Origin of the sequence: Acinetobacter sp. YH12069 (assembly GCF_013419675.1) — a bacterium.
Taxonomy (GTDB): Bacteria; Pseudomonadota; Gammaproteobacteria; order Pseudomonadales; family Moraxellaceae; genus Acinetobacter; species Acinetobacter amyesii.
Genome location: NZ_VOZS01000017.1, coordinates 32,147 through 52,334 on the forward strand (window position 1 = coordinate 32,147; position 20,188 = coordinate 52,334).

The 20,188-nt window shown below is 43.5% G+C and carries 19 protein-coding genes; 11 read left to right on the plus strand and 8 right to left on the minus strand.

The window, feature by feature from the left end:
* Window positions 1-9 precede the first annotated feature (9 nt).
* From FTU16_RS12610 to FTU16_RS12635, 6 genes are all read left to right on the plus strand, one after another.
* Window positions 10-1,416 (plus strand): ammonium transporter, encoded by a 1,407-nt coding sequence (locus FTU16_RS12610; protein ID WP_180004703.1) that lies wholly within the window; start codon window positions 10-12, stop codon window positions 1,414-1,416.
* Between the two features lie 138 nt (window positions 1,417-1,554).
* Window positions 1,555-2,013 (plus strand): transcriptional regulator NrdR, encoded by a 459-nt coding sequence (nrdR, locus tag FTU16_RS12615; RefSeq protein ID WP_067763170.1) that lies wholly within the window; start codon window positions 1,555-1,557, stop codon window positions 2,011-2,013.
* Window positions 2,014-2,049: 36 nt separating this feature from the next.
* Complete coding sequence (gene ribD, locus FTU16_RS12620) at window positions 2,050-3,153, plus strand: bifunctional diaminohydroxyphosphoribosylaminopyrimidine deaminase/5-amino-6-(5-phosphoribosylamino)uracil reductase RibD (RefSeq protein WP_180163397.1); 1,104 nt, start codon at window positions 2,050-2,052, stop codon at window positions 3,151-3,153.
* Window positions 3,150-4,442 (plus strand): DNA adenine methylase, encoded by a 1,293-nt coding sequence (locus FTU16_RS12625; RefSeq protein ID WP_078189462.1) that lies wholly within the window; start codon window positions 3,150-3,152, stop codon window positions 4,440-4,442. The genes ribD and FTU16_RS12625 overlap by 4 nt, the downstream gene beginning before the upstream one ends.
* Window positions 4,443-4,475: 33 nt before the next feature.
* Window positions 4,476-5,135, plus strand: coding sequence for a riboflavin synthase (locus tag FTU16_RS12630; protein WP_078192598.1), 660 nt, complete (start codon window positions 4,476-4,478; stop codon window positions 5,133-5,135).
* 112 nt (window positions 5,136-5,247) lie between these two features.
* Entirely contained in the window at window positions 5,248-5,793 is a 546-nt protein-coding gene (locus FTU16_RS12635) for a VTT domain-containing protein (RefSeq protein WP_078189460.1), read from the plus strand.
* A 62-nt stretch (window positions 5,794-5,855) separates the two neighbouring features.
* Here the strand turns inward: FTU16_RS12635 and FTU16_RS12640 are convergent, their stop codons facing one another.
* From FTU16_RS12640 to FTU16_RS12655, 4 genes are all read right to left on the minus strand, one after another.
* A complete protein-coding gene (locus FTU16_RS12640) occupies window positions 5,856-6,074 on the minus strand; it encodes a hypothetical protein (RefSeq protein WP_180035948.1) in 219 nt (72 codons plus the stop codon).
* Between the two features lie 142 nt (window positions 6,075-6,216).
* Window positions 6,217-6,855 (minus strand): hypothetical protein, encoded by a 639-nt coding sequence (locus tag FTU16_RS12645; RefSeq protein WP_180109854.1) that lies wholly within the window; start codon window positions 6,853-6,855, stop codon window positions 6,217-6,219.
* A 39-nt stretch (window positions 6,856-6,894) separates the two neighbouring features.
* Window positions 6,895-7,302: a DNA polymerase III subunit chi gene (locus FTU16_RS12650; RefSeq protein WP_180105633.1), complete on the minus strand. Its 408-nt coding sequence runs from the start codon at window positions 7,300-7,302 to the stop codon at window positions 6,895-6,897.
* Complete coding sequence (locus FTU16_RS12655; RefSeq protein WP_111884849.1) at window positions 7,295-8,743, minus strand: leucyl aminopeptidase; 1,449 nt, start codon at window positions 8,741-8,743, stop codon at window positions 7,295-7,297. Before FTU16_RS12655 ends, FTU16_RS12650 begins: the two co-directional genes overlap by 8 nt.
* Window positions 8,744-8,910: 167 nt before the next feature.
* Here FTU16_RS12655 and lptF point away from each other — a divergent pair, with 167 nt between their 5' ends.
* From lptF to FTU16_RS12675, 4 genes are all read left to right on the plus strand, one after another.
* The gene (lptF, locus tag FTU16_RS12660) at window positions 8,911-10,011 is read left to right on the plus strand and encodes an LPS export ABC transporter permease LptF (RefSeq protein WP_180049869.1); all 1,101 of its coding nucleotides are present in this window, start codon (window positions 8,911-8,913) and stop codon (window positions 10,009-10,011) included.
* A gap of 1 nt (window position 10,012) precedes the next feature.
* Window positions 10,013-11,083, plus strand: coding sequence for an LPS export ABC transporter permease LptG (gene lptG / locus FTU16_RS12665; RefSeq protein ID WP_180163398.1), 1,071 nt, complete (start codon window positions 10,013-10,015; stop codon window positions 11,081-11,083).
* Window positions 11,084-11,205: 122 nt separating this feature from the next.
* On the plus strand, window positions 11,206-12,753 hold the full coding sequence (gpmI, locus tag FTU16_RS12670; protein WP_180084517.1) for a 2,3-bisphosphoglycerate-independent phosphoglycerate mutase: 1,548 nt from the start codon (window positions 11,206-11,208) through the stop codon (window positions 12,751-12,753).
* A gap of 17 nt (window positions 12,754-12,770) precedes the next feature.
* Window positions 12,771-13,946 carry a S41 family peptidase gene (locus FTU16_RS12675; protein ID WP_180145531.1) on the plus strand — a complete coding sequence of 392 codons (1,176 nt, stop codon included), beginning with the start codon at window positions 12,771-12,773 and terminating at the stop codon, window positions 13,944-13,946.
* A gap of 22 nt (window positions 13,947-13,968) precedes the next feature.
* Here FTU16_RS12675 and FTU16_RS12680 read toward each other — a convergent pair whose 3' ends face one another.
* The 3 genes from FTU16_RS12680 to FTU16_RS12690 are packed head-to-tail and all read right to left on the minus strand — an operon-like array spanning window position 13,969 to window position 17,639.
* On the minus strand, window positions 13,969-15,396 hold the full coding sequence (locus FTU16_RS12680) for a sigma-54 dependent transcriptional regulator (RefSeq protein WP_180163399.1): 1,428 nt from the start codon (window positions 15,394-15,396) through the stop codon (window positions 13,969-13,971).
* Window positions 15,397-15,415: 19 nt separating this feature from the next.
* Complete coding sequence (locus FTU16_RS12685; RefSeq protein ID WP_180163400.1) at window positions 15,416-16,981, minus strand: PAS domain-containing sensor histidine kinase; 1,566 nt, start codon at window positions 16,979-16,981, stop codon at window positions 15,416-15,418.
* 22 nt (window positions 16,982-17,003) lie between these two features.
* Window positions 17,004-17,639, minus strand: coding sequence for a response regulator (locus FTU16_RS12690; protein ID WP_078189449.1), 636 nt, complete (start codon window positions 17,637-17,639; stop codon window positions 17,004-17,006).
* A gap of 212 nt (window positions 17,640-17,851) precedes the next feature.
* Here FTU16_RS12690 and FTU16_RS12695 point away from each other — a divergent pair, with 212 nt between their 5' ends.
* The gene (locus FTU16_RS12695) at window positions 17,852-18,901 is read left to right on the plus strand and encodes a serine hydrolase (protein ID WP_180004717.1); all 1,050 of its coding nucleotides are present in this window, start codon (window positions 17,852-17,854) and stop codon (window positions 18,899-18,901) included.
* Between the two features lie 126 nt (window positions 18,902-19,027).
* On the opposite strand, the gene thrC is transcribed toward FTU16_RS12695, so the two are convergent.
* Window positions 19,028-20,167: a threonine synthase gene (thrC, locus tag FTU16_RS12700; protein WP_078189447.1), complete on the minus strand. Its 1,140-nt coding sequence runs from the start codon at window positions 20,165-20,167 to the stop codon at window positions 19,028-19,030.
* Window positions 20,168-20,188 lie beyond the last annotated feature (21 nt).

A 20,188-nucleotide genomic window follows, 5' to 3' on the forward strand; every position in this document is an offset into this window, starting at 1 on the left:
GGGATACGAATGAAAAAAATGCTAATTGCACTCGGCTTGTCCAGTGCACTTTTAGGTGGTTCTGTTGCGTGGGCTGAAGAAAGCGCAACAGCACCTACAGAAGAAGTCACAGTAGTTGATACTGCAAATACAACAACGCTAAATACAACAGAAGCTGCAGTTCCAGTTGAAGCAGCGCCAGCACCTGCAGAACCAGCACCTACAGAAGAAGAACCTAAGCTCGATACAGGTGATACAGCATGGATTTTAGTATCCACTGCACTTGTTCTACTTATGACAATTCCCGGTTTAGCATTGTTTTACGGCGGTATGGTCCGTAAGAAAAATGTACTCAGCACCATGGCACACAGTTTTGTTGCTGCGGGTGTCGTGAGTTTAACGTGGGTGATTGTGGGTTATACCTTAGCATTTGGTGAAGGCAATGCCTTTATCGGTAGCTTAGACAAATTTATGTTGTCGGGTATCACTACAGAAGCGTTGACGGGTACGATTCCAGAGATTCTTTTTGTTATTTTCCAAATGACATTTGCCATTATTACCGTTGCCATTATTAGTGGTTCGATTGCAGAACGTATGAAATTCGGTGCTTTTGTTGCGTTCATCGCAATTTGGAGTGTCGTGGTTTATGCACCAATTACTCACTGGGTATGGGGCGGTGGTTGGTTAGGTAACGACGGTGCGCTTGATTTTGCGGGTGGTACAGTAGTTCACATCAACTCGGGTGTTGCGGGTCTCGTTGCAGCGTACATGCTTGGTAAACGTATGGGGCTTGGCCGTGAATCTATGGCGCCACATAACCTAACTTTAACCGTCATCGGTGCAAGCCTTGTATGGGTAGGTTGGTTTGGTTTCAACGGTGGTTCTGCACTGGGTGCAAATGGTTCGGCTGGTTATGCATTGGTGGTAACACAAGTTGCAGCAGCGGCAGCAGCAGTGGCATGGTTAATTACTGAAAAAGTGGTTCGTGGTAAAGCGTCTGTTTTGGGTGGTGCTTCTGGTGCAGTAGCAGGTCTTGTGGTGATTACACCTGCGGCAGGTTTCGTAACAGTTGGTGGTGCTTTAGCGATGGGTCTGATCGGTGGTGTGGTTTGCTTCTGGGGGATTACTGCGCTGAAACGTGCGTTGAAAGCGGATGACTCTTTGGATGCGTTTGGTCTACATGGTGTCGGTGGTATCGTGGGTGCGATCCTTACAGCATTCTTTGCCAGCGAATTCATCATGGGTGATAAAGCACCGAGCGACTTAATGCATCAATTATGGGTTCAAGTCGAAGGCGTACTAGCGACTATTGCTTACTCAGCAGTGATGACATTCATTATCTTGAAAGTGATTGATCTAGTGATTGGCATCCGTGTTGAAGCTGATGACGAACGTATGGGTCTAGACTTAAGTCAACATGGTGAACGTGTAGAATAATAAGATCACAGTAAATCAATATATTGTGTAAAACAGCCCGAAAGGGCTGTTTTTTTTCCATATCTAGCGTAAAGCTCTACAAATTTCAAATTTTTTGCTACACTCTAAATCCATTCGGATTTGTTCAATTTAACCGCTATGCATTGTCCATTTTGCAACGCTGAAGACAGTAAAGTGATTGACTCACGTCTTGCTGCTGAAGGCTGTCAGATACGCCGCCGCCGTGAATGTATTAGTTGCGGTGAACGTTTTACAACTTTTGAAAGCTATGAAGTGGTGATGCCGCGTGTCATCAAGTCTGATTCAAAGAGTGAACCTTTTGATGAAGCCAAGCTCCGCCGCTCGCTCATGCATGCCTTGCAAAAGCGTCCAGTAACGCAAGAGCAAATTGAAACGGTACTCAGTGATATTCAATTGCAAATTCGCCGTTTGGGTGAACGTGACGTGAAATCACGCACCATTGGTGAAATTGTCATGCAGTCTTTGTTTGCTTTAGATCATGTGGCTTATGTACGTTTTGCTTCTGTGTATCAAGACTTCCAAGATGTAGAAGCTTTTCGTCGTCAAATTGAACAAATGCAGCAGCGTGAGCACTAATGCACATCTGCTTCCATTTTTATCATGAGTGATTACATGTCTGAGTTAGATCAAGTGCCTTTGCAGCAGCATCAACAGTGGATGCGGCGTGCAATTGCATTGGCACAGCAGGGGCAATACAGCACTCGTCCCAATCCCAATGTGGGCTGTGTAATTGTCAAGGACGGTCAATTGGTTGGTGAAGGCTTTCATCCCAAAGCGGGTCAGCCGCATGCCGAAGTCTTTGCAATGCGTGATGCAGGTGAGGCCGCACTTGGCGCAACCGCTTATGTGACTTTAGAGCCTTGCGCACACTATGGACGTACGCCACCTTGTGCCAAAGGTTTGGTAGAAGCAGGTGTTGCTCAAGTCGTTGTAGCATGTCCCGATCCGAATCCATTGGTTGCGGGTAAAGGTGTACAAATCCTACGTGATGCTGGCATTGAAGTCATTACAGGTATTTGTGAAGTAGAAGCGCATCAATTGAACTTGGGCTTTTTAAAAGCCATGGCGACGGGCATGCCTTATGTCCGTCTCAAAGTCGCATCGAGCCTGGATGGGCGTACTGCCATGGCCTCGGGTGAGTCTAAGTGGATTACGGGTGCGATGGCGCGACAAGATGTACAGCATTGGCGTGCGATCTCTGGTGCCGTAATCACTGGGATTGAAACGGCATTAGCCGACGATTGCTTACTCAACGTACGTCAGCTCGATGACGCTGTTGACATGCGTAACGTGGTTCAGCCGAAACGTATCGTGCTAGATCGTCAAGGCCGCTTGCCATTAAGCGCAAAAATATTGCAGCAACCTGAAACCGTGATGGTCATGGGGCCATATCGTCAGGAACTTGCTGACTTGGGCGTGGTACAATTTGAAATTCAGCCTTTGGCCGATCTGTTAGCAGCATGCGTTCAACAGTTCCAAATTTATGATGTCCTTGTGGAAGCCGGTGCGACACTTTCGACCGCTTTCTTACAAGAACATTTGATCGATGAAATGATCAGTTATGTTGCACCGACCTTGTTGGGTCAGTCAGCACGTGCGATGTTTAATGCGGAATTTGACCGCATGGCAGAGCAGCTTCGATTTAAGCTGAAAGATGTCACTCAATTGGGTGATGACATCCGCTTAAGGTTAATCCCTTCTCAAGAGACGCTATGAATTCAGAGTCTACGGTTTATCACAAACGTCGTCATGCGGCTCGTACCACAGACGAATATCTTTTCCATCAGTTGGTTCCTTATTTGGGAAACAAACGCCGTCTATTACATCTGATTTTAGAAGCACTTGAGCAAACGGGAACCTTAAAACGCGAAGATGGTCGTGCGCCGATATTTGCTGACTTTTTTGCAGGTTCGGGTGTAGTGTCACGGTTGGCACGTCAAAACGGCTATCGTGTTATTGCCAATGATTGGGAACCCTACAGCCATGCCTTGAACAGCGCGATTCTCTCTTGTGTTGAAGCACCAGCGTTTAAAGAGTTGGGTGGCTATCAGAAAGCCATTGATTATCTGAACCGTTTGCCAGAAGTTAAAGGTTGGGTGACCCATAACTTGTGTCCACGTAATGATGAAATCTACGATCCTGCACGTGACCGCTTATTCTTTAAACGCCGTAACGGTATGCGTATCGATGCGATTCGTCAGCAAATTGCAACTTGGCAGGCTCAAGGCGCGATTGATGATGTGGAAATGAGTGCTTTGTTAGCGCCGTTATTGTACTCAGCAAGTTTTGTCAGTAATACCAGCGGTGTATTTAAAAGCTTCCATCATGGTTGGGGCGGTAAAACCCAAGCGGCCTTGGATCGTATCGGCTCATTGTTATGGCTGACTCCAAGTCGTTTTTGTGAAATTGGTGATCCGAAAAAACCCGCCGCTGAAATGTGGTGTGTCGACGCACAGCATTTGGCCAATCAAATGAGTGGCTTTGAAGTGGATGTGGCTTATCTCGATCCACCGTATAACCAGCACGCTTACAGCAGTAACTACCATGTGTTGAATGCCTTAACGTTATGGGATCAGGTGGATTTACCAACGCCAGATACCAAAGGCTTTAAGAGTGGAATCGACCGTGCATGGCGTAAGGAACGTCCAAGTCCATATAATTCTTCGAAGCATGCGAAAGAAGCTTATGAAAAATTATTAGAAACCATCAATGCACGTTACATCCTGACGAGCTATTCAACCGATGGTAATATCAGCGCCACAGATTTGTTACAAGCCAATTTAAAACGTGGCCGAGTAAGCTTATTGACGCAAGATGTACCACGTTACCGCGTGAGTAAGCAGCGTCAGTCTGAACGTGCACGCGTACTAGAGTTTATTGTCATCACGGATACGCATGCCAAATCAGGTCCACCGATCCGTCAGTTGTTGAGTCAATTGCACCATTTTGCAGAATTGGGTGGTGTCGATACCTCTGGTGTGAGTACGCAACTTGATTTGTGGTAAAAATCATCGCCCCATATTTTTCAGGGATTGAACATGTTTACAGGCATTATTGAAAGTCTAGGTAAAGTTGAAAGCATTCAAAACGTGGGTGGCGATGTCCGCTTGCGTATCCAGACAGATTTAGACATGTCGGATGTGCATTTGGGGGATTCTATTGCCACCAATGGCATTTGCTTAACCGTGATCGACTTTGGCAGTAATTGGTATGCAGCCGATGTATCACGTGAAAGTTTAAATCGTACCACCTTGGAACACTGGAAAGCAGGGCAGGCGGTGAATGTGGAAAAAGCCATGTTGCCGACTACGCGTTTTGGTGGACATATTGTCAGTGGTCATGTCGATGCAGTGGGTGAAATCACTCAAGTTCGTTCAGATGCACGTTCAATTTATTTTGAAGTGACCGCACCGAAAGAAATTGCACGCTATTTAGCGGAAAAAGGCTCTGTGACCGTAGACGGTATTAGCCTGACGATTAACCATTTACGTGGCAATGTGCTGAGCTTAAATTTAATTCCGCATACGGCGGAACGAACCAATATCGGTACGTGGAAAGCTGGGGCTAAAGTGAACTTGGAAGTGGATGTTTTAGCACGTTATATTGAGCGTTTATTGCTCGGTGATAAAGCCGCTGAGACCACAGCGCAATCGAAAATTAGCTTAGATTTTCTCGCTGAAAATGGCTTCTTGAAATAAGTTGATACCGAAGAAAACCAAACAGTCTGATTGAAAAATTAGACTGTTTTTTTATTTTTGGTGATAATGCGTCGCGGAATGACATATATGATGAATAATCAGACAGGTGATAATGATTGATTTCTTACTGAATCTGGAACAGTGGTTACCCATGTTATTGGAAAATTATGGTGTGTGGATTTATGCCATTTTATTTCTGGTGATATTTTCAGAAACGGGTTCAGTATTTATGTTCTTCCTGCCGGGAGACAGCCTGTTGCTTGCCATTGGCGCATTATGCTCTACGACGGAAGTGGTGCATTTACACACCATGGGGCTGATGTTATTTGTCGCATCGGTCTTGGGCTACTGCGTCAATTACTATACGGGCAGCGTGTTAGGCATTAAGTACTTTAATAAGCACACACGTTACTTTAAGCCCGAATATATGGTCAAAACCAATAAATATTTTATGAAGCATGGCGGTAAAACGATTTTAGTCGCACGCTTTGTACCTTTTGTACGTTCTTTTGCGCCTTTTGCCGCTGGGTCTGCGCGCATGAGCCTCGGTACATTTATGTTCTATAACGTGCTGGGTGGTTTCATCTGGATTGGATTATTACTTGGTATTGGTTATTTCCTAGGACATACCGTTTCTGCAGTTGCAGATTTGGTCTAAGCCAAACTTAGACATAAAAAAAGCCCACTGTTGTGGGCTTTTTTTATGGAGTCGATGACAACTTAGTGTTTTGTAACGGTCACCACATCAAGGGTTTGAAAAATCGAGCTGCGGGGCAGTTGCTGAATGCTAAAACCACCTTTTTCTGATTCACGGCTGAGATACACCGAAATACTATGAAAGTCTGAATGACTCAGCCAAAGATCTTTGGCACGAATGTCCCATTGTTCTCCAGCAGATAGAGAGGATATTTTCTGGGTAATCTGGTGAATGATGTCCATATTGAATTCCCATCTGGATGCATGATTATATTTTTAGGATGCCTGAAGCATTGTATTTTGAGGGACAATGCTTCAGCCATATGAACATCATGTTGCAAATACATGTCAGTTTAATGACAGTGACCAGATTTCGATCGACAGCTTAAGATGCTTGGGACGATGTAGATTCTGTCGAAAAATTAGAGTTTTCTAAGATATAGTCAATTTCTTCTTGTGCGGCTGCTTTCAATTTTGCACGGAAATCACTGACGGCCATCTCGATTTGCGTTTCTGCTTCAAGTTCCAAACGCACGCGTACACTTTCAAGTTCTGACAACATTTGTCCTTCGCTGACCGATAAGCTTTGACTTAATCCCGCTAAACTCGTTTCAGGGTTTTTATGATAGCGAGCGGCATAGTGTTGTACTTCACGATCAAGATTATGCTGCATCATGGTGAGCGCTTGCGTTTGTGCAGCAAAGCGTAACTCTTCGTCGCGTCTCAGTTGTTCTGCATAGGCTTGTTCAGCTTCACGTTTTTCTTCTAAGGCTTTTTCTAAAGCCAATTGTTTGCGAATACGAGCATCTTCAATCAGCTGTGCTTTCAAATCTTCATAAGCAGACTCAATTTTGTCAAAAGACACTTGCTGTTGCTGTTGGTCATTGACCAGCCATTGTTGAATGTCTGTACTGGGATTGAGTACATCGCAAACGCGACCAAGGTCATCAATAAAGGTCTGACGAATAGCTTCAGGTACTTTTAACCAGCGCTGTTTAAAGTCTGGACCGACATTCAATGCCATGGTGCATCTCCTTGCAAATAGGGTAAAACCAATATCACGTTAAAGTTTATGGGTCTGTGGTTGAACGCCCAAACGTCGATATTGTTTATATTTTTCACGCCCGATAATTTTAGCGGGTTCGTTATTTTCAATAATTTCGATAATGTGACTAAAACTCACGAACTGTTCAAGTGCTTGATCGTTAAAATTAAACACAATCCAGTCGGCTTGCTCAGGCAATTGGGCAGAAATACAGACCGTTGCCTCGGCTTGATCGATACCATGGGGAATGAAACCTGTGTGATCGAAACTCCACAGGCGTTCATCAAGTTGTTGCTGTAAGTCTGGGTCAGCACAATGTAGCCAAATACGTACAGGCTGACGCAGGATCTTACGGCATAAACGACAAGTGCTTTCGACTTGTCGTTCAGGACTTTTTTCAAATAAATAAAAGCTAACTTTAGCCATTCGCTTGAGCACGATTCGCTAAGAATTGCATTAATAATGGCACAGGACGACCTGTTGCGCCTTTATTTGCACCTGAGTTCCATGCAGTACCAGCAATGTCTAAATGCGCCCAACGATATTCACGCGTAAAGCGTTGAAGGAAACATGCAGCTGTTACAGAACCTGCTTTTGGACCACCAATGTTGGCAATATCTGCAAATGGAGAATCAAGTTGTTCTTGATAATCTTCAATTACGGGCATGCGCCATACGCGGTCAAAGCTATGTTGACCTGCAGCAGTCAATTCAGCCGCAAGTTCATCATCCGGAGTGAACATACCGGTAAGGACTGAACCCAATGCCACAACACATGCACCAGTGAGGGTTGCAATATCAATCACCAGTGCAGGGTTAAAGCGTTTTACATAGGTCAAGGTATCGCACAGAACCAAACGACCTTCGGCATCGGTATTTAAAATTTCAACGGTTTGACCGCTCATGGTTGTCACGATGTCACCCGGGCGAGTGGCATGACCAGACGGCATGTTTTCTGCAGCAGCAATTGCGCCAACAACATGAATCGGTAGTTTTGCTTCACACAGCGCACGGATGGTACCCAATACCGAAGCAGAACCGCACATGTCGAATTTCATTTCGTCCATGCCTGCACCTGGTTTAAGTGAAATACCGCCAGTATCAAAAGTCACGCCTTTACCAACAAGCACCACAGGGGCTTCTTCACGGTTTGAAAGGTATTCGATGGTAATAATACGGCCTGGACGGTCAGAACCTTTACTCACAGCAAGGAAAGCACCCATACCGAGATCAGCCATTTGCTGTTCATCGAGTACAGTCACTTTGAGTTGATCTGGGAATTCAGCTGCAAGTGCTTGAGCTTGTTCGGCTAAATATTCAGGAAAACAGATATTGCCCGGACGGTTACCTAAGTCACGAGTAAAACTTTGACCTGATTGCACTGCAGAAATTAATTCAAGCTGTGCAGTGGTTAATGGACTTTCAGTAGCGATTAAATGGATCTGCTCCAAAACAAATTCATTTTTCTTAGACTTGTATTCATCAAATGCATAAGCCGCTTGCGTCAGGCTAAGTGCAAATAAATAATGTTGTTCTTGTGGTAGGGCAGAGATATCGACACTGATCTGTTTGAATTTTTTTTGTGACGCTTTAATAATGGTTTGTGCAATTTTTGCAAATTTATTGACCTGTAATTCAGCAACTTTGCCGAGGCCTAAAAGAGCGCTATTGCGACAAGCGGCAATGTTCGCCACCAAAGGCAGGCTTTCATTGAGTGCCGCTTTAAATTGAGTTGCTTCAATTAAATTATCTAAATCATTGATTTGATATGAAGTAGCTGCATTTGTAACGTGCTCAGAATCTACTAATATCAACAAATATTGGCTGGACGCATTCGCTTGGAATGACGTATTAATAGAAAGTTTCATGTGCGGTATTTATGCCTTTTTAAATTTATAAACCATTAAACCATTAAACCATTGAAACATTTATATGAATAGAGTTTCAATGAGCAACAAGGGTATAGGTTTTATATTTTCTACATTCGGGTAAACTAACGCTAGTTTTTATTGGCCCTATTTTTGGAAGAATTAATTTGATTATTCGGCGTTATCTGGTCAAGCAAGTGGTGTCGACATCACTGGTTGTGATTGCCTTATTGACCTTGATCATGATGGGTGGTCGTTTGATCAAGTACTTTGGTGTGGCGGCTCAGGGCCGTTTAGATGCAAGTATTTTATTTAGCATCATTGGCTACCGTTTGCCTGAATTTTTAACCTTAATTCTTCCGCTCGGTTTCTTTATTGGTCTGATGTTGGTCTTTGGTCGTCTGTATGTCGATCATGAAATGGCTGTGCTCAATGGTAGCGGTGTCAGTCGTAATCAATTGTCACGTTTATTGGTGCCGATGACCGTGGTCTTTATGGCTGTTCAAGCATTTTTGATGCTGTGGGCGTCGCCTTGGGGCATCCGTCAGTTTGAAGCATTAACGACTTCACAAGCTGTACGAACAGGCTTTGACTTGGTTCGACCGAAAGAGTTTATTTCCTCTGGGCCCTATACTATTTATGCAGGCGACTTGTCAGAAGACCGTAAAAACTTAAAAGATATTTTCTTCTATCAACGTGCAGAAAAAGAGGGTAAACCCGATGTCATTATTTTGGCGAAAGAAGCCACGCGTGTTGAAGTGCCCGATGACAATGCCAATGTCGTTGATTTAGTTGAAGGTCGCCGTTACGAAATCTATCCAGGACAACCGCGCTATTCTCAAGCTGAATTCCAAAGTTATCGTTTACGTTTAGAAAATGATAAAGAAGCAAAATTTGAAAGTACCGAAGTAGAAGCTTTGCCAACCTCGAAGTTATGGGATAACCGTCATGATCCCGTGGTTGTCAGTGAACTTGGTTGGCGAATTTTTGTGCCGTTCGCTATTTTGGTGGCGTTATTGCTTGCCACCGCTTTGTCTGAGGTAAGTCCTCGTCAAGGGCGTTACCTAAAACTGTTCCCCGCCTTACTTATTTTTGCCAGTTTAATCGTGGCTTTAATGGCGATCAAAACGCGGATCAGTAAAGATGAAATGGGCATCTGGGCTTATCCACTGGTCTTAGTGATTTACGGCATTGCAGCAGCATTGTTCTCGCGTAAACAAAAATTAGCGCCCAAAATTAAGAAACAAATTCAGCGAGTGAGGTCTTAAAATGTTGGCACGTCGTATAGTTGCAAAACATGTGACCAAAACTACTGCTTTAGCCATGCTTGGTGCGACCGCGGTATTGGCTGGCTTACAAGTGCTTTTTACTTATTTAGGTGAATTGGGCTCGCTGAAAGAAGGTTATAACGCATGGAATGCTTTGCAGTATGTGTTATGGAGTTCACCGAATTATTTATATGAAATTTTACCGATTTCAGCCTTGATTGGCGCGGTATTGGGTTTAGGGACTCTAGCTTCAAACAGTGAATTGATTGTCATGCGTTCGGTCGGCATCAGCCTTTGGCGGATTGTGGGCTGGGTGATTCGTTCGGCACTCATTTTGGTGGTTTTATCCTTTGCATTAAGCGAATGGGTCATTCCCTATACCAATGAACAAGCCAAAAGCGTCAAAAGTCACCGCACTGCGGCTGAACTGGGCGAAGTCAAAGGCTATTGGTCACGTGAAGGCCAACGCTTTATTTATATTGACTATGCCAATTCACAAGGTCAAATTAAAGATGTTCAGGTTGTTGATTTTGATGAAAAATATCGTTTGCGAGGCACTTTGGATGCGGAGCAAGGGAATTTTGTCAAAAATGGCTCTTGGACACTGCAAAATTCAACCCAAGTCGACCTATTAGCGACGGGTGATGCTGTAGCTAAGCAAAATGCTGAACAGCTGCTTTCATTGGCATTGCAACCTAAATATGTGCATATGGTTACCATTGACCCTGAAGATTTATCACCAAGTCAATTGGTGAGCTTTATGAGCTATATGCATGAATATAGCCAAGTCCCGAAGACCTACCAATTGGCATTTTGGCAAAAGTTTGGTTCGCCCTTTGCTTTAATTGCCTTGGTGGTGATTGCGTGTTCATTTATTTTTGGACCTTTACGTCAACAGTCGATGGGTTTCCGCTTGGTGATTGCCTTATTTGCTGGACTGGGCTTTTACTACTTACAAGATTTCTTGGGTTATGCAAGTTTGGTGTACGCACCATCGCCTGCATGGTTCGTCTTTATACCGATTATTTTGATGTTTGTAGCGGGTGGCTACTTGCTGCACCGCGCACGTTAAGTGCATGCAAGATTGAGTAAAACAATGTTGATGACCTAGATAAACCATGGTTGTCACATAGAGTCTTCACCGAAAATTCGGTAAGATAGTATGATTAATTTATAAACGAAAGAGTGTTCATTATGACGGATGCAACTGCTGGCAAAATCCCACACGTATTAGTAATTATGGATGGTGTGGGTCATCGCGAAGCGGTCGAGGACAATGCCTTTTTAGCAGCAAAACGACCTAACTTGACTGCAATGCAGGAAAAGCATCCGCATGGATTGATTTCAGGCTCTGGCGAAGACGTTGGTTTACCTGATGGTCAAATGGGTAACTCTGAAGTGGGCCACATGAACCTTGGTGCAGGACGTGTGCTGTATCAAGACTTTACTCGTATTACCAAAGATATTCGTACCGGTGCGTTCTTTGAACATGACGTTTTAGTCGATGCGGTTGAAAAAGCCAAAGCTGCAAATCGTGCTGTACATATCATGGGCTTGTTGTCTGAAGGTGGTGTGCATTCACATGAAGATCACATTGTGGCGATGGCTGAATTGGCATTAAAACGCGGTGCAAAAGTGTATCTTCATGCATTCCTTGATGGTCGTGATACGCCACCAAAAAGCGCACAACCTTCGCTTGAAAAATTAGATGCGCTGTTTGCTCAGTATCCGGGTCAAGGTCGTATTGCCACCATGATTGGTCGCTACTTTGCAATGGATCGTGACAACCGTTGGGATCGTGTTGAGCAAGCCTATCGTCTTTTAACTGAAGGTGAAGCAGTGCGTACAGCAGCGACTGCTGTTGAAGGTCTAGAGCAGGCTTATGCTGCTGAAGAATCAGATGAATTTGTGAAAGCGACGCGTATTGGTGATTTAGCACCGATCCAAGATGGTGATAGCGTTGTCTTCATGAACTTCCGTGCTGACCGTGCGCGTGAAATTACCAAAGCTTTTGTGGAAAAAGATTTTGCAGGTTTTGAACGTAAAGTGGTTCCCGCTTTATCAAAATTTGTCATGTTGACACGTTACCAAGCAACAATTGATGCACCTGTGGCTTATATGCCAGAAGCGTTGCATAACTCGATTGGTGAATACCTGTCTAATTTGGGTAAAACACAACTGCGTATTGCTGAAACTGAAAAATATGCACACGTTACTTTCTTCTTCAGTGGTGGTCGTGAAGATGAATATCCGGGTGAAAAACGTATTTTAATTCCATCACCAAACGTTGCGACTTATGACTTAAAACCAGAAATGAGTGCTTATGAAGTCACTGATGAGTTGGTTGCCGCAATTAACTCAGGTGAGTACGACTTACTCGTGGTGAACTATGCCAATGGTGATATGGTTGGTCATACTGGTGTGTTTGATGCAGCAGTCAAAGCAGTTGAGGCTGTAGACACGTGCTTAGGTCGTGTATATGAAGCTGTGATGGCAAATAAAGGTCACATGTTAGTGACCGCCGATCATGGTAACGTAGAGCAAATGCAAGATTACCAAAGTGGTCAGGTGCATACTCAACATACCACTGAACTTGTGCCGTTTATCTATGTTGGCCCGACCAATGCAACAATTGCAGAAGGTGGTGTTTTGGCTGACGTAGCACCGACACTTTTAACGCTTATGCACATTCCTGTACCAACAGAAATGCAAGGTCGTAACTTGATTACTCTTGAAGCTTAAAATGTAAGGAAGCATGAATGACTAAAGCACACTGGACGTCAGTTGTAAGCCTTACAGCCTTGCTGCTGTGTTCTAGTCATTCGACATGGGGAGCCGATAAAGCAAAGTCGGCTTTCGATGAATTTGATGGCAGCTATGAACAAAGTTATGCCGAAGTACCTGTCGAATCAATCCAACAATTTGTTCAAATCTATGGCATTGTCAAAGAAAATTATGTCGTTGAAAAAAATGACGATGCATTATTCCAACAAGCCATCAAAGGCATGGTCAGTGGTTTAGACCGTTATTCACGATATCTTTCACCTGAAGACTATAAGCAGCTTTTGCAATACACCGAAGGGGATATTGCGAGTGTGGATTTCAATTTGCGCTTTGATGCAGGTCTACAGCAATGGGTCATCACCAATTTAAAGCCTGATGCCGATTCAGCAAAGCTAGGTCTGAAAAATGGCGCGGCGGTGTTTAAAATTGATGATCAAGAACTCAAAAAACTCAATCAAGATCAAGTGCGACACCTACTCACCGGCAGTATAGGCTCAACGCTGAATCTACAATTGATAACTGCAAGTCAACCGATCAATTTGGTCAGAAACACTAAAGTTGAAACAGATATAGAATCTAAATTATTAAATAATCAGGTTTTAGTTTTACACGTTAAAGTTTTTCAACAAGATACTGCCAATGAAATTAAGCGTTTAATTGAAAGTCATGGTTCGCGTGTCAAAGCCGTATTGTTTGATTTAAGAAATAATCCTGGGGGGTTATTGTCCGCAGCAGTGGAGTCCGCCGATTTATTTTTGAATCAGGGCATTATTGTGTCGACTCGAAGTCGATCTGAGGGTGACCAACAGTTTCAGGCTTTACCGAGTTTTGAATTTCAAAATATGAAAGTCGGCATCTTAATCAACAATCGTTCTGCTTCTGCCGCAGAAGTCTTTACCGCAGCATTAAAAGAGCATAAACGTGCATGGGTGGCGGGTGAGAAAAGTTATGGTAAAGGTGTGGTTCAAAAGCTATTTCCATTGAGTAATGGTGCAGCCTTACAGATGACCGTATCACAATATCTGACGCCGAATGGCAAAATGATTGAAGGAATTGGGGTACAGCCCGACTATAACTATCCGCTGCAACATGATGCACGTGAAGACCACTATGTCGATCATGTTGCAGAGTTATTGCTGAATCAAAAATAAACAGCAATACGCTGGAAAGCTTTTACTCTTCATCTTCGGTATCTAAGCCGAATTTTTTCAAACGATAGCGCAATGAACGGAATGACATGCCTAATTTTTTTGCGGCAAGGGTTCGGTTCCAGTGGGTGATGTTCAACGCATTCATGAGCACTTCTTTTTCGATATTTTCTAAAAAGAGCTCTAAGCCTTCTTCAGGTAGTTTGCGAGGGACCACACTCTGTTCGTTGCTGTTTGCAGCAAGCTGAGCGGATTCATTCGTTGTTGGAGCGGAATTGAACTGAGCACTTGGTTGTCTTAATGGCGCACTTTGCAGATGTTGAAGATCAATCTGATCATCATCGCAGAGGGTCATAGCGCGTTCGATAATATTGCGGAGTTCACGCACATTACCTGGATAATATTGGCTGAGCAGGAAACTCTTCGCACGTTCAGTTAGAGGCCTAGTGGCAATTTCCCATTCATGGCTAATTTTTTGAATAAAATGTTGAGCCAATAAGAGGATATCGTCGCCACGTTCACGTAAAGCAGGCAACACTAAATCCATCACATGGATGCGGAAGAATAAATCTTGGCGGAAGCGACCTTGTTGGACGAGTGCTTCTAAGTCCTGATGGCTGGCGCTGATCACACGGAAATCAACGTCAATTTCACAGTCTGAACCTACAGGACGAATACGTTTTTCCTGTACTGCGCGTAGCAATTTAACTTGCATGGCTAAAGGTAGTTCGGCAATTTCGTCCAAAAATAAGCTACCGCCATGTGCAGATTGAATCAGACCTTGTTTGTCTTGGGTGGCACCACTAAAGCTGCCTTTTTTATGGCCAAAAAGTTCACTTTCCATTAACTCTGTGGGAATTGCCCCGCAGTTAATGGCAATAAAGGGTCCTTCATTACGGTTGCTTAAACGGTGAACCAAATTGGCCACGACCTCTTTACCCGTACCAGATTCACCCGTAATAAAAACAGGTGCTTGTGAACGTGCAATTTTCTTTAGAGTTCGACGCAATTGCTGGATTGGAAGCGATTCACCAATCAACATTTTATGTTCTAAAGCATCTTGCGAAGTAATGTCTTCGGCCAATGGCTTATTCAGGGCTTTTTGTAGCAGTTGTTCAAGATGTTTGGGATTGATCGGTTTGCTGACAAAATCGAATGCTCCCGCCTTTAATGCGGCAATGGCAATGTCCATGTTGCCATAGGCTGTAAGCACAGCAACGGGCAGGGCAGGACAGTGTTCATTCATCCAATCTAAGAGCTGTAGACCATTACCATCGGGTAAGTTGAGATCGGTTAGGCAGGCATCGTAGCTATAGGTAGACAAGGCTTTTTTAGCTTCGTCGAGGCGATGTGCAACATGCGTTTTAACCCCCATCCTTGATAAAGACATCTGCATCAGCATACATAAGTCTTCTTCGTCATCAACTAACAATACCAGTGGTTGTGAATCCACAGTTTTCCCCTAAAAACAATTAAATAACAGCTTGTAAGCACTCAATCCTAAAGCAAGCTCCCTGTTTTTTTTCTACATAGGAAAGCTGTGCTTGATTCGCTTCACAGAAGCTATGAGCAAGATATAATCCTAAACCAGTTCCAGTAATTTCGGTACTAAAAAATGGTTGAAATAACTGTGCGCGGTTTTGTAAAGCAATCCCATGACCGAAATCTCGGACATCGATCTGGACTTTTTTCTGATCCGTACGCGCCACCACTTCGATATACGACATGTCCGGATTGTTATGGCGAATCGCATTACGAATTAGGTTGATTAAAATTTGTCTGAACTGTGCCTCATCAAAATCGATTAAAGTCTTGGCTTGTACATTGAGCCGAATGTTCTGTTGAATGTCTGCCAGATCTTCTTGCAGGAACAACGGTAAAAATTGCTCTAGATTCAGACGAGTCGGATGGGTTTCCTTATTGCGCACCATATTTAGGGTGTCTTGAATAATTCGGTCAATCCGCACCGCTTGACGTGAAATCATATGATTCAACATGTGCTGTTGTTCGGTATCACTTTGCGGATATAAATCATTGGCATGCACAATCGCCGCTAAAGGATTACGAATTTCATGTGCAATACTGGCGGAGAGTTGCCCTAAAGCGGCTAATTTTAGTTGTTGCACTTGCTGATTGAGTTTTTGTGCATCTTGTAAAATCAGCAAGGTCAGCATTTGATGCGGCACAACGAGTTTTTGTACGAGTACCTGAATGTGGTATTGGCTTTGTTGGGATTCAAATTGGAATTTTTCACCGCTTTTTAAATCTTCAAATTTGAGTAATTCAAATAAATCGGGCTGCGTGGTATACAGTGGATATTGATCATGATGATAAAAATTTGGCATGCCGAGTAAATGGCAAGCAGCAGGATTACTCAGCACCACATGACAGTTTTCATCCAACACCAAATAGCCCGTATCAATCTGCTCCAAGATATAGCGGTTAATGTTTTGTAGTCGATGTAGCTCTAAGGATTGCGAAAAATTCAGATTTTCTAGTAACTGGAAACGTTTCACGGCAATTTGCGCACTGCCATACACCACACAAAATAAAAAAGCCAAAATCGCACTGTTGGTTAAATTTTTGAGTGAGGTAAATTCAAGAATTGAACCTAAAAACAGTTGATACACCACGCAAATCACAGCGATGAGGGTGATGACCAAAGCTTTTTGGGCATCTAATAACAGGGATGCTGCAAAAATCGTAATCACAAACAGCAAACTCAAATGTAAATTAGGTCCATCGATGGCTAAGGTCAGTAAGCTCAGCGAAATGACATCTACAATGAATAACAGTAGTAACTGGTTTGGGATCCGGACTTTGAAACGTCCAAGTGACATGAATTGAATGCTGGTAAACAGCAAATAAATCGTCAATACATATAGGTATAAACGTGGGTATTCATAATCTGAACTGAATTGAGTGTAGGTCAGTAAAAAGACCAGTAACAGACAGGCACTGATGATAAAGCGATAAGCACTGTACCAAAGGCCCAAATGATACTGGTTCAATTCACTATGGATTGAACGCTGTGTCATAAGTAACAGGATGTACGTTGTGTTAAGGTTTGATTAACCCGTAGCGAATCGCCAAGTGAGTTAGTTTGACATCACTATCAATATTCAGTTTTTCAAAAATGCGGTAACGGTAGGTGTTCACTGTTTTAACGCTAACGAATAATTTATCGGAAATTTCTTGTGCGCTAATACAATTGACCACCATCATGGCAACTTGCATTTCACGCTCAGACAGGGCGTCAAAAGGTGATTGTTGTGTATCAGACAAATATGAGCTAGCCAGTTGTTCCGCAATGTCTGCACTGAAATATTTGCCACCTTGCATCACTTTATTAATCGCACGGACCATTTCAGTAACTGGTGCACCTTTGGTGATATAGCCTTTGGCACCTGCTTTTAACAATAAAGACGGGTAGGGTTCTTCAGCAAGTCCACTGACTGCGAGGACTTTTGTATCTGGCGCTGTTTGAAGTAGGCGACGTGTGGTTTCTACACCTCCGATCCCCGGCATATTGACATCTAATAGAACGACATTTGGATGGTGTTGGCGAACAAGTGTAATCGCATCTTCACCCGATTCGGCTTGTCCAATGACTTGGACATCTGCATGGTCTTCGAGCATACGGCAAATACCAGTACGGACTAATTCATGGTCATCTACCACCAAAACTGTGATCACCTACACTCTCCCTCAAATCAAAATCTGTTTTTTTTGTTACATAAAGCAAAATAAGCTTGCAATGAAACGACAAAATTAGCAATCCTATTCTTATATGAAATGAAAAACTTCATACACAATGTGTGAGCAAAAAATGTTCGTAGTTGTGACCAATGTACGGCATATTGCTGGTCTTGCGCAAATGTTTAGTATCCTGAGTTGAGTGAGCAATGGTGAAAAAATTAAATAAATCCTTCATGCACGTTTTGGGCATGTCAATTTTATTCAGTATGAGCAGTTTCAGTTCTGCTGAAATTGTGATGAATAGTGCTGCAAATCAGCAGTCAAATATTAGCTGGTCATCTGAAGATGCAAACCAGTTACTCAACGGTGACGTGTCTTATAGCGCTGAAGAGCCATCTCCTCAAGGGTCAACGAAAGTGACTACTTCTGTACGTAGTACAGGCGGTGTGGTACAGACAGCACCATCGAAAACGGTCCGTATTATTGATACCAATCAATACGCAGGACAGCCCTCTGTAAATGCGCGTGCAGCACTGGTTATGGATGGTCAAACTGGTGAAGTGCTATATAGCAAAAATAGCAATACCGCTTTACCGATTGCATCAATTACCAAACTCATGACAGCAGTAGTGATTTCAGATGCCCGATTAAACATGTCTGAAAAGATTACCTTACAACAGTCTGATTTCTCATGTTCAGGCTGTAAAAGCTCAAGTTCAACGCTGCGTGCTGGCGACAGTATGAACCGCGCAGAAGCTTTGCTATTTGCTTTGATGAAATCTGAAAACCCAGCGGCTTCGGCATTAGCACGTACTTATCCAGGTGGTCGTTCTGCATTTATTTCAGCGATGAATGCGAAAGCACGCTCATTAGGGATGAACTCGACTCATTATATGGAATCGACTGGCTTGCACCCAGGCAATGTCGCTTCGGCACGTGACTTGGGGATTTTGGTGAATACCGCTTCGCAGTATGGTTTGATTCGTCAATTTTCAACCACACCAAGTTATGACTTTAATTTGGGCTACCGCGTGTTGAAATCAAACAATACTAATGCTTTAGTGCGTAATGGTGGTTGGAATATTAATATTTCAAAAACAGGATTTATTAATGAAGCAGGGCGCTGTGTTGTGATGCATACCACACTGAATAACCGTCCAGCGGTGGTGGTGTTATTGGGTGCGGATTCTTCAGTGGCACGAACCAATGATGCGACTCGTTTAATGAACTGGGCGAGCCAGTTACCAAAACGTATTTAACAAGATTTCAGATTTTTCATTCTTTCAGTATTTAGATTTACTCAACGTTTAAATGCTGAAGTGAATGCAAGATATAAAAAAAGCCCTGCAAGAGCAGGGCTTTTTTTTATTCAGTCAGCATATAAATTACATATTTGACAGAATTGAATCACGAACTTGATCCATAGTTGCATCAATCGACAACATTACGGCATCTTGGCATTGCTTGATGGCAGTGTCAGGATCTTTTAAACCGTTACCTGTTACAGTACATACGATCACAGAACCTTCAGCAATTTTACCTGCTTTGATGTCACGAATCGCGCCACCGATAGACGCTGCAGAAGCAGGTTCTACGAATACACCTTCGTACATAGATAGTAGACGCTGTGCTTCTAAGATTTCAGCATCTTGCAGTTCGTCAAACCAACCTTCTGAGTCGCGGACTACGGCTTTAGCATGGTTCCAGCTTTGTGGATTACCAATACGGATCGCAGTTGCTACAGTTTCAGGGTTTTCTACAGGTGCGCCGCGTAGGAATGGTGCCGCGCCAGCAGCTTGGTAACCCACCATTGTTGGTAGACCCGCAGGTTTTGGACCTGTGAATTGATCAGTTTCAGGATCATAAACTACTTGTACAAATTCTTCTTTAGGCTGATTCGCCACAGCTTCGGTATAACCCATCCAATGTGCTGTGATGTTACCCGCATTACCTACAGGTAGGCAGTGGTAGTCTGGTGCACGACCTAATTCGTCAACGATTTCGTAAGCAATGGTTTTTTGACCTTGCAGACGGTATGGGTTGATTGAGTTTACAATCGTAACTGGTGCTTGATCCGCAACTTCTTTTACAAGACGCATACCGTCATCGAAGTTACCGTGGATTTGCATCGTTACCGCGCCATACATCATCGCTTGTGCCATTTTACCCATGGCAATTTTGCCTTCTGGGATTAACACGAATGCTTTAATACCCGCACGTGCAGCATACGCCGCTGCGGCAGCAGATGTATTACCTGTAGAGGCACAAATAATCGCTTTTGAGCCTGCTTCCACTGCTTTTGTTACGGCCATGGTCATACCACGGTCTTTAAATGAACCAGTCGGGTTTAAGCCCTCGTACTTCACATAAATTTCAACATTTTTGCCAATAATGCGTGGAATGTTCTCAAGCTTAATCAGTGGCGTATTACCTTCGCCCAAAGAAATTGCGCGAGTAGTTGCAGATACGGGTAAACGGTCGCGATAGCGGTCAACTAAACCAGTATAACGATTGGCATTAGACATGATGATGTTCCAATTGTGTGT

What these genes read in the sequence shown, in the direction of transcription:
- lptG (WP_180163398.1), top strand. Translation starts at nt 10,013, where the DNA reads ATGTTGGCACGTCGTATAGTTGCAAAACATGTGACCAAAACTACTGCT.
- FTU16_RS12640 (WP_180035948.1), bottom strand. Translation starts at nt 6,074, where the DNA reads ATGGACATCATTCACCAGATTACCCAGAAAATATCCTCTCTATCTGCT.
- FTU16_RS12625 (WP_078189462.1), top strand. Translation starts at nt 3,150, where the DNA reads ATGAATTCAGAGTCTACGGTTTATCACAAACGTCGTCATGCGGCTCGT.
- thrC (WP_078189447.1), bottom strand. Translation starts at nt 20,167, where the DNA reads ATGTCTAATGCCAATCGTTATACTGGTTTAGTTGACCGCTATCGCGAC.
- FTU16_RS12655 (WP_111884849.1), bottom strand. Translation starts at nt 8,743, where the DNA reads ATGAAACTTTCTATTAATACGTCATTCCAAGCGAATGCGTCCAGCCAA.
- FTU16_RS12650 (WP_180105633.1), bottom strand. Translation starts at nt 7,302, where the DNA reads ATGGCTAAAGTTAGCTTTTATTTATTTGAAAAAAGTCCTGAACGACAA.
- FTU16_RS12675 (WP_180145531.1), top strand. Translation starts at nt 12,771, where the DNA reads ATGACTAAAGCACACTGGACGTCAGTTGTAAGCCTTACAGCCTTGCTG.
- gpmI (WP_180084517.1), top strand. Translation starts at nt 11,206, where the DNA reads ATGACGGATGCAACTGCTGGCAAAATCCCACACGTATTAGTAATTATG.
- FTU16_RS12630 (WP_078192598.1), top strand. Translation starts at nt 4,476, where the DNA reads ATGTTTACAGGCATTATTGAAAGTCTAGGTAAAGTTGAAAGCATTCAA.
- FTU16_RS12635 (WP_078189460.1), top strand. Translation starts at nt 5,248, where the DNA reads ATGATTGATTTCTTACTGAATCTGGAACAGTGGTTACCCATGTTATTG.
- FTU16_RS12685 (WP_180163400.1), bottom strand. Translation starts at nt 16,981, where the DNA reads ATGACACAGCGTTCAATCCATAGTGAATTGAACCAGTATCATTTGGGC.
- FTU16_RS12645 (WP_180109854.1), bottom strand. Translation starts at nt 6,855, where the DNA reads ATGGCATTGAATGTCGGTCCAGACTTTAAACAGCGCTGGTTAAAAGTA.
- nrdR (WP_067763170.1), top strand. Translation starts at nt 1,555, where the DNA reads ATGCATTGTCCATTTTGCAACGCTGAAGACAGTAAAGTGATTGACTCA.
- ribD (WP_180163397.1), top strand. Translation starts at nt 2,050, where the DNA reads ATGTCTGAGTTAGATCAAGTGCCTTTGCAGCAGCATCAACAGTGGATG.
- FTU16_RS12610 (WP_180004703.1), top strand. Translation starts at nt 10, where the DNA reads ATGAAAAAAATGCTAATTGCACTCGGCTTGTCCAGTGCACTTTTAGGT.